This window comes from Streptomyces sp. NBC_01267, from assembly GCF_036241575.1.
Taxonomy (GTDB): domain Bacteria; phylum Actinomycetota; class Actinomycetes; order Streptomycetales; family Streptomycetaceae; genus Streptomyces.
This window is the reverse complement of the sequence record NZ_CP108455.1, coordinates 4,319,768-4,333,442: the sequence shown is the minus strand read 5'-3', so window position 1 is coordinate 4,333,442 and position 13,675 is coordinate 4,319,768. Positions and strand designations below refer to the sequence as shown.

Annotated in this window: 10 protein-coding genes; 7 read left to right on the top strand and 3 right to left on the bottom strand. The window is 69.2% G+C overall.

Annotated features, from left to right (window positions below):
• The first annotated feature begins 106 nt into the window (after positions 1-106).
• Complete coding sequence (locus OG709_RS19925; protein ID WP_250305526.1) at positions 107-1,096, top strand: ATP-binding protein; 990 nt, start codon at positions 107-109, stop codon at positions 1,094-1,096.
• Here OG709_RS19925 and OG709_RS19920 read toward each other — a convergent pair.
• Positions 1,080-2,354 (bottom strand): hypothetical protein, encoded by a 1,275-nt coding sequence (locus tag OG709_RS19920; protein ID WP_266641580.1) that lies wholly within the window; start codon positions 2,352-2,354, stop codon positions 1,080-1,082. The genes OG709_RS19925 and OG709_RS19920 overlap by 17 nt on opposite strands.
• 244 nt (positions 2,355-2,598) lie before the next feature.
• Between OG709_RS19920 and OG709_RS19915 the strand changes: the two genes are divergently transcribed.
• The 6 genes from OG709_RS19915 to OG709_RS19890 all read left to right on the top strand — a co-directional run bounded on the left by OG709_RS19915 (position 2,599) and on the right by OG709_RS19890 (position 11,080).
• Positions 2,599-5,352 (top strand): SulP family inorganic anion transporter, encoded by a 2,754-nt coding sequence (locus OG709_RS19915; RefSeq protein ID WP_442815277.1) that lies wholly within the window; start codon positions 2,599-2,601, stop codon positions 5,350-5,352.
• Positions 5,353-5,483: 131 nt separating this feature from the next.
• Positions 5,484-7,478 (top strand): acetate--CoA ligase, encoded by a 1,995-nt coding sequence (gene acs / locus OG709_RS19910; protein WP_250305529.1) that lies wholly within the window; start codon positions 5,484-5,486, stop codon positions 7,476-7,478.
• A gap of 305 nt (positions 7,479-7,783) precedes the next feature.
• The gene (gene nhaA, locus OG709_RS19905; protein ID WP_374211363.1) at positions 7,784-9,226 is read left to right on the top strand and encodes a Na+/H+ antiporter NhaA; all 1,443 of its coding nucleotides are present in this window, start codon (positions 7,784-7,786) and stop codon (positions 9,224-9,226) included.
• A 90-nt stretch (positions 9,227-9,316) separates the two neighbouring features.
• Positions 9,317-9,823 (top strand): phage holin family protein, encoded by a 507-nt coding sequence (locus OG709_RS19900; protein ID WP_266641584.1) that lies wholly within the window; start codon positions 9,317-9,319, stop codon positions 9,821-9,823.
• The gene (locus tag OG709_RS19895; RefSeq protein ID WP_250305531.1) at positions 9,820-10,746 is read left to right on the top strand and encodes an alpha/beta fold hydrolase; all 927 of its coding nucleotides are present in this window, start codon (positions 9,820-9,822) and stop codon (positions 10,744-10,746) included. Before OG709_RS19900 ends, OG709_RS19895 begins: the two co-directional genes overlap by 4 nt.
• A 154-nt stretch (positions 10,747-10,900) precedes the next feature.
• Entirely contained in the window at positions 10,901-11,080 is a 180-nt protein-coding gene (locus OG709_RS19890; RefSeq protein WP_250305532.1) for a hypothetical protein, read from the top strand.
• Between the two features lie 22 nt (positions 11,081-11,102).
• Here OG709_RS19890 and OG709_RS19885 read toward each other — a convergent pair whose 3' ends face one another.
• Together OG709_RS19885 and OG709_RS19880 are read right to left on the bottom strand one after the other, a co-directional pair.
• Complete coding sequence (locus OG709_RS19885; RefSeq protein ID WP_250305533.1) at positions 11,103-12,449, bottom strand: 6-phospho-beta-glucosidase; 1,347 nt, start codon at positions 12,447-12,449, stop codon at positions 11,103-11,105.
• Positions 12,446-13,651, bottom strand: a complete 1,206-nt coding sequence (locus OG709_RS19880) for a MarP family serine protease (protein ID WP_250305534.1) — start codon at positions 13,649-13,651, stop codon at positions 12,446-12,448. The genes OG709_RS19885 and OG709_RS19880 overlap by 4 nt, the downstream gene beginning before the upstream one ends.
• Between the last annotated feature and the right edge of the window lie 24 nt (positions 13,652-13,675).

The window sequence follows — 13,675 nt, the reverse complement described above, 5'->3', positions numbered from 1 at the left end:
TCATAGGAAGCGAGGCTACGCGTCCACGGCAGACACCCCACCTTGGAGTGGTCTTCTTCACTTCCGACACCCACACACCGCAGTCGCCCCGCTACCCTTTGTGAACATGAAGATCGCTTTCGTAGGGAAGGGCGGCAGCGGCAAGACCACGCTGTCCTCTCTCTTCATCCGCCACCTGACCGCCAATGAAGCACCCGTCCTCGCCGTGGACGCCGACATCAACCAACACCTGGGCGCCGCACTCGGGCTCGACGAAGCGGAGTCCGCCGCGCTGCCCGCGATGGGAGCGCACCTCCCGCTCATCAAGGAGTATCTGCGCGGCTCCAATCCGCGTATCGCCTCGGCAGAGACGATGATCAAAACCACTCCGCCCGGCGAGGGCTCGCGGCTGCTCCGGATCCGTGAGGACAATCCGGTGTTCGACGCCTGCGCCCGCCCGGTCACGCTGGACGACGGCGGGATCCAGCTGATGGCGACCGGGCCGTTCACCGAGTCGGACCTTGGAGTGGCGTGCTACCACTCCAAGGTCGGCGCGGTGGAACTCTGCCTCAACCATCTGGTCGACGGGCCGGAGGAGTTCGTCGTCGTCGACATGACGGCCGGTTCGGATTCCTTCGCTTCCGGCATGTTCACCCGGTTCGACATGACGTTCCTGGTGGCCGAACCGACCCGCAAGGGTGTCTCGGTCTACCGGCAGTACAAGGAGTACGCCCGCGACTTCGGCGTCGCCCTCAAGGTCGTCGGCAACAAGGTGCGGGACCAGGACGACCTGGAGTTCCTGCGCGCCGAGGTCGGCGACGACCTGCTGGTCACCGTGGGCCACTCCGACTGGGTCCGCGCGATGGAGAAGGGCCGCCCCCCGCGCTTCGAGATGCTCGAAGCGGAGAACCGGCTGGCCCTCCAGTCGCTTCAGGACGCCGCGGAGGACAGCTACGCACACCGCGACTGGGAGCGCTACACCCGCCAGATGGTGCACTTCCACCTGAAGAACGCGGAAAGTTGGGGGAACGAGAAGACGGGCGCCGACCTGGCTTCACAGGTCGACCCCGCCTTTGTCCTCAGTGAACGTTACGCCGAGATCAGCCCTGCTTCTTGACCCCGCGTCCGGGAGCGGCCCCGGAAGGCTGGGGGGACAGATAGGCCGCCCAGCCTTCCTTCGGCGCCTCGCCGACAGCCAGCCCCTGTAGCTTTCCGACGGTCTTCGGGTCCTGTGCCTCCAGCCAGTTGACCAGCTGTTTGAACGGCACACACCGCACTTCCGGCCTGGTGCAGACGGCGGCGATCGTCTGCTCGACGGCCCGCATGTACGTACCGCCGTTCCAGGACTCGAAGTGGTTGCCCATGATCAGCGGGGCACGGTTTCCGTTGTACGAACGGTCGAACGCCTTCAGCAGTCCGTCTCGCATCTGATCGCCCCAGTACGTGTACATGGCGGGGTCGCCGTGCACGGTCCGCGACTGGTTGAACATGAAGTTGTAGTCCATCGAGAGAGTCTCGAACGCCCGCCCCGGCACCGGGACTTCCTGCAGCGGGATGTCCCACACACCTTCGCGCCGCTTGGGCCAGACCTGCAGGCCGTTGCCGCTCGCGTCGTAGCGGAAACCCATCTCACGGGCGGCGGACAGCAGATTGTGCTGGCCCTCAAGGCAGGGGGAACGGCCGCCCGCCAGTTCCTTGTCGTAGTCGAAGGGCAGGGGTGGCAGGCCGGTGAGACCGGTGTTGGTCCGCCAGTGCTTCACCATGGCCTTGGCCTGCGTGATCTCGCTCTTCCACTCGGGGACCGACCAGGTGCCGACTCCACCGTCTGGTCCGCAGAAGTGGCCGTTGAAGTGGGTGCCGATCTCGTTCCCGTCCAGCCAGGCGCCGCGGAGCTGGGTGACGGTGTCACGGATTCCCTCGGCGTCGTTGAACCCGATGTCCGAGCTGCCCGCCACGTGCTGGGGCGGGTCGTACTGCTCCTTCTTCGCCCCCGGCAGCATGTACACGCCGCTGAGGAAGTACGTCATGGTCGCGTCGTACTTCTTTCCCACGGCACGGAAATGCGAGAAGAGCTTCTGGCTGTCCTCTCCGGCTCCGTCCCAGGAGAAGACCACGAACTGCGGCGGCTTCTGACCCGGTTTCAGACGGTGGGGCACGGACACATGGGGCTGGACGCCGGTGTACGCGGTGGAGCCGTCGCCGATGAGGCGGACGGCGGACTCGGGCGCTTCTGCCGGGGCGTTGCGCTTCGTGGCGGCCGCGCCCTGCTTCGTGGTCCTGGGCACTGAACCGTCGATGTCTGCGCAGCCGGCGGCTCCTGCGACCAGAGCGGCGGTGACGGCGCAGAGGATGATTCTTCGCGTGGGGGAGGTCATGCACCCCACTCTCAATTCTTCATACTGTCGCATCGCTGAGCGACACAGTCACCGAATCGGGTGAACCGCTCGACCATTTAGGCGAAATGTCCAGACTTGGTCTTTACTCTGGATTACCATCTATTTACCGAGCGTTGATGATCCCCGCTACTGCAGGCCGTGCTCCACGGCCGCGTCCCCTTGACCCGCTGTTTCGCCGTTCCGCATATTCCGCGACCGCGCTGCCCCGGAGGAGACGAGATCCATGTCCGCCTGCGTACCCGCCCGCACCGATCACACCCCTTCGGCCTCATCCGCCCACAGATTCACTGACACATCCACCGGTACGTCCACCGGAGCAGCTGCCGGCACCCCGGACACCTCCCTCTTTCAACGGCCGCACAGCCCGCCAGCCGGTGGAGACGGCCGCCGCCCCCGCTTCCGGATCGCGGCCGCCGACCTGTCCGCCTCGATCACGGTCTTCTTGATCGCCGTCCCGATGTCCCTGGGGCTCGCCGTCGCCATCGGCGCTCCGCTCGAAGCCGGGCTGCTGGCCGCAGCCGTCGGCGGCATCGTCGCGGGACTGCTCGGTGGCTCCGCACTCCAGGTCAGCGGTCCGTCGGCCGGTCTGACCGTGGTGACCGCAGAGCTCATCCAGGTCTACGGCTGGCGCACCACCTGCGCCATCACCGTGGGAGCGGGTCTGCTCCAACTGGCCCTGGGGTCGCTGCGCGCCGCGCGCGGCGCGCTCGCCGTCTCTCCGGCCATCGTGCACGGCACGCTCGCCGGGATCGGCGTCGCCATCGCTCTCGCCCAACTCCACATCGTGCTCGGCGGCACACCTCAGAGCTCGGCCGTCGCCAACGCGCTTGCTCTACCCGGACAGTTGAGCCGCGTCGGCCCGGCCGCGCCGCTGATCGGTGCGCTCACCATCGCCGTACTGGTGCTGTGGTCACGAATCCCCGGCCGCACCGGCCGGGTGTTGGGCAGAGTCCCGGCCGCGCTCGCCTCGGTCGCCGTCGCCACCGCGGTCGCTGCCGTCGCCGCACCAGGCATCACCCGCGTCGACCTGCCGTCCTGGCGCACGCATGCGCTGCCCGAGGTGCCGCACGGCCCGGTGCTCGGGCTGCTCGGCGCGGTGTTCACGGTGACGCTGGTGGCCGGCCTGGAGTCGTTGCTCTCCGCAGTGGCCGTGGACAAACTGGCGGCGGACCGCCCTGGCCCGGCCGTCGAGCGGACCGGTCTCGACCGGGAGTTGCGCGGGCAGGGCATCGCGAACGCGGTGTCGGGGCTGCTCGGCGGGCTGCCGGTGTCGGGCGGAGCAGTGCGTGGCGCGGCAAACGTACGGGCCGGGGCGACCGGACGCGCCTCCACCGTGTTGCACGGGGTGTGGATGCTGCTCGCCGCCGGGCTGCTCGCCGCCGTCCTGGAGTGGCTGCCCCTCGCCGCCCTGGCCGCACTCGTGATGGCCGTCGGCCTCCAGATGGTGAGTTACGCGCACATTCGCAACGTTCACAAGCACCGGGAGTTCCCGGTGTACGGGGCCACCGTGGGCGGTGTCCTGTGTTTCGGGGTGATACAGGGAGTGGCGATCGGGATCGCGGTCGCGGTCGGCGTGGCACTGCACCGCCTGTCCAGAACCCGGATCACGCTGGCGGAGCAGGACGGTGTCCACCGGCTGCGGGCGCGTGGCCAATTGACGTTTCTGGCCGTCCCCAAGCTGAGCCGGACGCTGGGGCAGGTGCCACCGGGGGCGTATGCCGTCGTGGAGTTGGACGGCTCGTTCATGGACCATGCCGCGTACGAGACCCTCCAGCACTGGCAGGAGGCTCATGCGGCCCAGGGTGGCCAGGTCGAGGTCACGGGCCGGGCCGGGGCCCGGATCGCCGAGCCCGAGTCCGCCGTACACACCTGTTGCCGCCCCTGGACCCCTTGGCGCAATCACCACTGCACCGACCGCGGCACGCTGCCCGTAGCCGTGCCCATGCCCGCGCCCGCGCCCGCACCCGGCACAGCGGATCCGGCAAGGGATTCGGCAGCGGAACCGGCAGGGGATCCGGGCCCACCGGCGACCCCCTCCGGCCCCACCTCCGAGGTCGCCTGCCTCCGTACGGGGGCGGACACGGGTACGCCCGCAGACAGCACTACGGACCCGACGACCACTGCCCGCACGACGGCCTTCGCCGGCAGGGAGGGTGTACCTGGTGACGTTGCACCCGGCACAGGAATCGTGCCGGACCCGGAGGTCCCGCGCTCTACTCCCTGTACAGAGGTCGCGGTCCGGCCAGGAACCGAGGCTGGGGCAGCGGGCGCGTTCCGTGGGGAGGAGCCCCTGCCCCATCGGCCCGGGAGCCGTCAACTGGTCAGCGGGCTCAGCTCGTTCCAGCGTCATACGGCCCCGTTGGTACGGGGCGAGCTGGCGCGACTCGCCCGCGAGGGGCAGCGGCCCTCGCAGCTCTTTCTCACCTGCGCCGACTCCCGGCTGGTCACCAGCATGATCACGTCGAGCGGTCCCGGCGATTTGTTCACCGTGCGCAATGTGGGCAATTTGGTACCGCTGCCGGGCACGGACAGCTCGGACGACTCGGTGGCGGCGGCGATCGAGTACGCCGTCGACATCCTGCGCGTCGACTCGATCACCGTATGCGGGCATTCCGGCTGCGGGGCGATGACGGCGCTGCTGAACGGCCCACCGGACAGTCCGCCGGACGCCCCACAGACCCCGCTGCGGCGGTGGTTGCGGCACGGGCAGCCCAGCCTGGACCGGATGCTGAGCCGCCATCACTCCTGGGCCCGGATCTCCGGGCGGATGCCTGCCGATGCCGTGGAGCAGCTCTGCCTGACCAACGTGATCCAGCAGCTGGAGCATGTGCGCGCGCACGCATCGGTGGCGAGACGGCTCGCGGAGGGCGAGCTGGAACTGCACGGCATGTACTTCCACGTCGGCGAGGCCCAGGCGTATCTGCTCGCCGACCCTCATGAGCGGGACGGGGTCTTCGCCCAGGTGGCTCCGGTCTGACCGTTCGTATCCGAGTGATCCGCCCACGCCCGGCAGCCAGACGGAAGGAGCACGGCCGGAGCACGGGACACAGGTCTAAACCAATTTCTTACGGTTAGCCCTTGTCAGAGTGGCTCGTGGGCTGATGAGCTATGACCTGGGACATAAGGCTTTGTCGAAAGGGCGATCTCGTGAGCAACGAAAGCTTGGCCAATCTGCTCAAGGAGGAGCGGCGCTTCACGCCGCCCACCGAGCTGGCCGCGAACGCCAACGTCACCGCGGCGGCGTACGAGCAGGCAGCGGCAGACCGGCTGGGCTTCTGGGCGGAGCAGGCCCGGCGGCTGAGCTGGTCCACCGAGCCCACCGAGACGCTCGACTGGTCGAACCCACCGTTCGCGAAGTGGTTCGCCGACGGTGAGCTGAATGTCGCGTACAACTGCGTGGACCGACACGTCGAGGCCGGCAACGGCGACCGCGTCGCCATCCACTTCGAGGGCGAGCCCGGCGACAGCCGCTCCATCACGTACGCGCAGCTCAAGGACGAGGTGTCGCAGGCCGCGAACGCCCTCATAGAACTGGGCGTCGCCAAGGGCGACCGGGTCGCCATCTACCTGCCGATGATCGCCGAGGCCGTCGTCGCGATGCTCGCCTGCGCCCGGATCGGCGCGGCGCACTCGGTGGTCTTCGGCGGTTTCTCTGCCGACGCCGTGGCCTCCCGCATCCAGGACGCCGACGCCAAGCTGGTCATCACCGCCGACGGCGGCTACCGGCGGGGCAAGCCGTCCGCGCTCAAGCCCGCGATCGACGAGGCCGTCACCCAGTGCCCGCAGGTCGAGCACGTGCTCGTGGTGCGGCGCACCGGCCAGGACACCGCGTGGACCGAGGGCCGGGACCTCTGGTGGGACGAGTTCGTGGGGAGCCGGTCCACCGAGCACACCCCCGAGGCCTTCGGCGCGGAGCAGCCGCTGTTCATCCTGTACACCTCCGGTACGACGGGTAAGCCGAAGGGCATCCTGCACACCTCCGGCGGCTACCTCACCCAGGCCGCGTACACCCACCACGCCGTCTTCGACCTCAAGCCGGAGACGGACGTCTACTGGTGCACGGCCGACATCGGCTGGGTGACCGGCCACTCGTACATCACGTACGGCCCGCTGGCCAACGGCGCGACCCAGGTGATCTACGAAGGCACGCCGGACACCCCCCACCAGGGCCGGTTCTGGGAGATCGTCCAGAAGTACGGCGTCTCGATCCTCTACACGGCGCCGACCGCGATCCGTACGTTCATGAAGTGGGGGGACGACATCCCCGCCAAGTTCGACCTGTCGTCGCTGCGCGTGCTGGGTTCGGTCGGTGAGCCCATCAACCCCGAGGCGTGGATGTGGTACCGCAAGAACATCGGCGCCGACAAGTGCCCGATCGTGGACACCTGGTGGCAGACCGAGACCGGCGCGATGATGATTTCGCCACTGCCGGGTGTCACGGCGACGAAGCCGGGGTCGGCGCAGCGCGGGCTGCCGGGGATCTCCGCGACCGTCGTCGACGACGAGGCCAACGAAGTACCGAACGGCGGTGGCGGCTACCTGGTGCTGACCGAGCCGTGGCCCTCGATGCTCCGTACGATCTGGGGCGACGATCAGCGCTTCATCGACACCTACTGGTCACGTTTCGAGGGCAAGTACTTCGCGGGTGACGGCGCGAAGAAGGACGAGGACGGCGACATCTGGCTGCTCGGCCGGGTCGACGACGTGATGCTGGTATCCGGGCACAACATCTCGACGACCGAGGTCGAGTCGGCGCTCGTCTCGCACCCGTCGGTCGCCGAAGCGGCGGTCGTGGGCGCGGCGGACGAGACGACCGGTCAGGCCATCGTTGCCTTCGTGATATTGCGGGGGTCGGCGTCGGAGTCGGCGGACCTCTCCGCGGAGCTGCGCAACCACGTGGGCGCGGTGCTCGGCCCGATCGCCAAGCCGAAGCGGGTACTGCCCGTGGCGGAGCTGCCCAAGACCCGGTCCGGGAAGATCATGCGGCGGCTGCTGCGCGATGTCGCGGAGAACCGCGAGCTGGGCGACGTCACCACGCTCACCGACTCCTCGGTGATGGACCTGATCCAGACCAAGCTGCCGAGCACTTCCAGCGAGGACTGACACCGGATCAGCCCCACCGAGAACCGAGAACTGAACAGCTGAGAACTGACAGCTGACAGCTGACAGCTGACAGCGAACGCCGACCGGACCCCAGGTGCCCGGTCGGCGTTCTGCGTGTACGACGGCCACCCGGCTGGTCATCTGCAGCGCGCCGTGCGCCCGTTCTGTCCGTAAGGTGACGATCACCGCATGCTCCCTGGTGCGCCGGGTAGGGTGTTCCACAGGTAATTCAGTAAGCAAAAGGGTGCGCCGGGAAGTCTGGTCGGCATGTGTTCTGTGCTGCCCACCCGACCGGAGGTCCCCTCGTGGCCGCGCCCGCCCCGAAGCCGAAGCCGAATCCCCAACCGCCCGCGCAGTCCCGCTCCCGCGGCAGGCAGACCTTCCTGGGGCGGCTCCCGTTCCCCGAGCGGACCTTCCTCACCGACGCGCTGCGCACCGAGACCGTCGGCGGCCTGATTCTTCTCGTCGCCGCCATCGCCGCACTGATCTGGGCGAACACCCCGCTGAAGGGCAGCTACGCCTCGGTCAGCGACTTCCATCTGGGCCCCGCCACCCTCGGCCTGCACCTGTCCGTCACGCACTGGGCCGCCGACGGGCTGATCGCTGTCTTCTTCTTCGTCGCGGGCATCGAGCTCAAGCGCGAACTGGTCGCAGGTGAACTGCGCGACCCGAAGGCCGCCGCGCTGCCCGTCGTCGCGGCGCTCTGCGGGATGGCCGTACCGGCCCTGGTGTACACCCTGGTCAATGTCATCGGCAACGGTTCGCTGGACGGCTGGGCGGTGCCCACCGCCACCGACATCGCGTTCGCCCTGGCCGTCCTCGCGGTCATCGGGACCTCACTGCCGTCCGCGCTGCGGGCCTTCCTGCTCACGCTCGCCGTCGTGGACGACCTGTTCGCCATCCTCATCATCGCGGTCTTCTTCACCAGCGACATCAACTTCGTGGCGCTCGGCGGCGCCGTGCTCGCGCTGGCCGTCTTCTGGCTGCTGCTGCGGCTGGACGTACACGGCTGGTACATCTACGTCCCGCTCGCCCTGGTCGTCTGGGCGCTGATGTACCACAGCGGCGTGCACGCCACGATCGCCGGAGTCGCCATGGGCCTGATGCTCCGCTGCACCCGCCGCGAGGGCGAGCCGTACTCCCCCGGTGAGCACATCGAGCATCTGGTCCGGCCGTTGTCGGCGGGCCTCGCCGTACCGCTCTTCGCGCTGTTCTCGGCCGGGGTCTCCGTATCGGGCCGTGCGCTCACCGATGTGTTCACCCGTCCGGAGACGCTCGGCGTCGTGCTGGGCCTCGTCGTCGGCAAGGCGGTCGGCATCTTCGGCGGTACGTGGCTGACGGCCCGCTTCACCAGGGCCGAGCTCAACAAGGACCTGGCCTGGGCCGACGTCTTCGCCGTGGCCTCACTCGCCGGGATCGGCTTCACCGTCTCGCTCCTCATCGGCGAACTCGCCTTCACCGGAGACAGCTCGATGACCGGTGAGGTCAAGGCGTCCGTACTGCTGGGCTCGGTGATCGCCGCCGTGCTCTCCTCGGTCCTGCTCAAGGTGCGCGACCGCAGATACCGCTTCCTGTGCGAGGAGGAGGAACGCGACGAGGACCACGACGGCATCCCCGACATCTACGAGGAGGACAGCGCCGAGCACCATCTGCGTATGGCTGCGATCCTTGAGGGGAAGGCGGCCGAGCACCGTCGTCTCGCCGAACGGGCGGGGGCAGCAAGCGCGGACGACGACCGTCCGGCATGATCTGAAGTCAGGTCCTGCAGAAACCGACGACGGCCAGCCCGACCGGCGCGAGGTGTACGAGCGCCCGCAGATGAGAAGAGGGATTCAGCAATGAGCCACCCCAGCAGCCCTGCTGGCACCGCCGACCGCAGTCTCGGTCAACTGGTCGCATCGGCCACCGCCGAGATGTCCTCGCTCGTGCACGACGAAATCGCCCTGGCCAAGGCCGAGCTGCGCCAGGACGTCAAGCGCGGCGCGATCGGCGGCGGGGCGTTCGCGGCGGCAGGCACCGTGCTGCTCTTCTCCCTGCCGATGCTGAGCTTCGCCCTCGCCTACGGCATCCGCACCTGGAGCCACTGGAACTTGGCGATCTGCTTCGTGCTGTCCTTCGCCGCGAATGTGCTGGTGGCCGCGGTACTCGCACTGATCGGGGTCGTTTTCGCCAAGAAGGCGAAGAAGGCGAAGGGCCCGCAGAAGGTCGCCGCGTCCGTCAAGGAGACGGCCGCCGTGATCCAGGGCGTCCGCCCCCACCCCCGCCCGGCCGTCGAACGCGCGTCCTCGAACGCCCCTGCGGCGGTCACCGACAAGGCTGCGGCTGTGGCACGCTCGTCTGCATGACCGCTTCTGCCGAATCGGGTTCCGTCGTACGTATCGACGGGCCCTGGACCCACCGCGATGTCGCGGCCAATGGCGCGCGCTTCCACATCACGGAGGCGGGTGACGGGCCGCTGGTGCTGCTGCTGCACGGTTTCCCGCAGTTCTGGTGGACCTGGCGGCATCAGCTGACCGCGCTCGCCGACGCCGGGTTCCGGGCCGTCGCCATGGATCTGCGGGGGGTGGGCGGCAGTGACCGTACGCCCCGGGGTTACGACCCCGCCAATCTGGCCCTCGACATCACCGGCGTGATCCGGTCCCTCGGCGAGCCGGACGCCGCGCTCGTCGGGCACGACCTGGGCGGGTACCTGGCCTGGACGGCGGCCGTGATGCGGCCCAAGCTGGTGCGCCGGCTCGTGGTCTCCTCGATGCCGCATCCACGGCGCTGGCGCTCGGCGATGCTGTCCGACTTCTCGCAGTCCCGCGCGGGTTCGTACGTCTGGGGTTTCCAGCGCCCGTGGGTGCCCGAGCGTCAGCTCGTCGCCGACGACGCGGCGTTGGTGGGCCGACTGGTGTGCGAGTGGTCGGGGCCCGCGCGTCCCGACGACAACGCGGTGGAGATGTACCGGCGGGCGATGTCGATCCCCTCGACGGCGCACTGCGCGATCGAGCCGTACCGCTGGATGGTTCGGTCGCTGGCACGGCCGGACGGGATCCAGTTCAACCGCAGGATGAAACGTCCGGTGCGGGTACCGACGCTGCATCTGCACGGCTCGCTGGATCCGGTGATGCGTACCCGCAGTGCGGCGGGGTCGGGGCAGTACGTCGAAGCGCCGTACCGCTGGCGGCTGTTCGACGGCCTGGGGCACTTCCCGCAGGAGGAGGACCCGGTGGCGTTCTCCACAGAACTCATCAACTGGTTGAAGGACCCCGAACCCGACCGGTGAGCCCGGTTCCGGCGTGACCGGTGAGCCCCGTTCCGGCATGTCCGGTGGCCGGACGGGAACGCCTGTCCTACGAACAGCCAAATGCCTGGCGCATAGGCCAATTGGCCCCATGGGACGCGATTACCGACCATGAGGCACGGGCAAACGTGGGGGTATGGGCTGGACGCACGACTACGGTGACGCAGCAAGCAACCGCCGCTCGGCCACGGGCCTGAGCACCTACGAGAGGGACGGCACCCCCGACCGCGAGCATGATCCCCGCCTCGGCATTCCGCGTATCCTCCGCCGTCGGGCCCGCTGGGTCTCCGCGCGGCTCCGCCATTCCCGGCCGTGATTGACCGGACCGGCTCCGAGGCTCAGCGCCCCGTGAGGTAGCCGAGGCCCGGGTGCACACCCCGGTAGCCGTCGAGCAGTCTCCTCGCGACATTCACGGAATCGACCAGCGGATGCAGGGCGAACGCCCGCACCGCCGCCCGCGTCGACCCGCTCTCCGCCGCTTCCAGTACGCAGCGCTCGACTGCCTTCACGGCGGTCACCAGACCGGCCTCGTGGCCGGTCAGCTGCGATACGGGCAGCGGGTGCGGACCGTCCGCGTCGACCCGGCACGGGACCTCGATGACGGCCGTCCCGTCGAGCACGCCGAGCGTGCCCGCGTTGGGCACATTGAGGATGAGCGTGGTGCTCTCGCTCCGCGCGATGGCCCGCATCAGGGCCAGCGCGACATTCTCGTACCCGCCCGACTCCAGGTCGTCCGCGGCCCGTTCGCCGGCACCCGCCGCCTCGCGGTTCTCCGCCATGTACGTGGCTTCGCGCTCGGCGCGGGTACGGTCCCAGGCCGCCAGGGCGGGCGTCGCGGGATGCGCCATCTCGTCGTAGAACCGCGCCTGCTGGTCGCGGAGGAAGGCGCCGCGGGTCTGCTCGGCCTGCTGGTACGCGGCGACCGTCTCGCGGTTGAAGTAGTAGTAGTGCAGGTATTCGTTGGGGACGGACCGGATCGAACGCAGCCAGTCCGCGCCGAAGAGCCTGCCCTCCTCGAAGGAGGTCAGCAGCCGCTCGTCGTCGAAGAGTCCGGGCAGCAGGTCCTGCTCGCCGACGTACAGACCGCGCAGCCAGCCCAGGTGGTTCAGCCCCACGTAGTCGAACCGCGCCAGGTCGGGGTCCGCGCCGAGGGTCCGGGCGACCCGGCGGCCGAGTCCGACCGGCGAGTCGCAGATGCCGATGACCCGGCGGCCGAGATGGGCCGCCATCGCCTCGGTGACCAGTCCGGCCGGGTTGGTGAAGTTGATGACCCAGGCTTCGGGGGCGATCCGGGCCACCCGCCGGGCGATGTCGACGGCGACCGGGACCGTACGCAGTCCGTACGCGATGCCGCCCGCACCCACGGTCTCCTGGCCCAGCACGCCCTCGGCCAGCGCCACCCGTTCGTCGGCCGCCCGGCCCGCGAGCCCGCCGACCCGGATCGCCGAGAACACGAAGTCGGCCCCGCGCAGCGCCTCGTCGAGGTCGGTGGTGGTACGGACCTCCGGCGCGTCCGGCACACCCGCCGCCTGGTCGGCGAGGACCCGCGCGACGGCGGTCAGCCGGGCCGGGTCCAGGTCGTGCAGGGTGACCCCGGTGACCCGGCCGGGGGCGTGGTCGCGCAGCAGCGCGCCGTACACGAGCGGTACGCGGAATCCGCCGCCGCCGAGAATCGTGAGCCTCACAGCGCGCATCCCTGGGTGTCGACCTGCTGGTTGGCGCTGAGCCCCTTGGCGATGTCCTGACGGATCTCGTCGGCCGAGAGCGCGTAGCCGGTGTTGCTGTCGTCGAGCGATTTCGCGAAGACCACGCCGTACACCTTGCCGTTCGGGGTCAGCAGCGGGCCGCCGGAGTTGCCCTGGCGGACCGTCGTGTAGAGGGAGTAGACATCGCGGGTGACCTTCCCGCGGTGGTAGATGTCCGGGCCGTTGGCGTTGATCCGGCCGCGGACCCGGGCGGAGCGGACGTCGTACGCACCGTTCTCGGGGAAGCCCGCGACGATCGCGCTGTCACCGCTGTGCGCGGCCTGGTCGGTGCCGGTGAACGTGAGCGCGGGCGCCCTCAGGTCCGGCACGTCCAGTACGGCGATGTCACGCGACCAGTCGTAGAGCACGACCTTCGCGTCGTACAGCTTGCCCTCGCCGCCGATCTGCACGGTCGGCTCGGTGACACCGCCGACCACATGGGCGTTGGTCATCACCCTGCGGTTGCCGAAGACGAAGCCCGAGCCCTCCAGGACCTTGCTGCATCCCGTCGCCGTGCCGACGACCTTGACGATCGACTTCTTGGCGCGCTCCACGACCGGACTGTCGGCGAGCGCCGGGTCGGGCGGCTTGACCTCGGTGATCGGCTCGTTGGCGAACGGGCTGAAGACCTGCGGGAAGCCGTTCTGGGCGAGCGCCGAGGTGAAGTCGGCGAACCAGGTGCCGGCCTGGTCCGGCATCACCCGGGACACCCCGAGGAGCACCTTGGAGGTGCGGACCTCCTTGCCGAGGGTGGGCAGTGTCGTACCGGCGAGGGCCGATCCGATCAGCCAGGCCACCAGCAGCATGGCCAGTACGTTGACCAGTGCGCCGCCGGTGGCGTCGAGGGCACGCGCCGGTGACCAGGTGATGAAGCGGCGGAGTCTGTTGCCGAGATGGGTGGTGAAGGCCTGGCCGACCGAGGCGCACACGATCACGATGACGACCGCGACGACGGTGGCGCCCGTGGACACCTCGGACTTGTCGGTGACCCGGTCCCAGATCAGCGGAAGCACGTAGACGGCGACGACACCACCGCCGATGAAACCGGTCACGGACAGGATGCCGACGACGAAACCCTGGCGGTAGCCGATGACCGCGAACCACACAGCGGCCAGCAGCAGCAGGATGTCCAGCACGTTCACCGTCGGGAGCCTCGCATTTCGTTG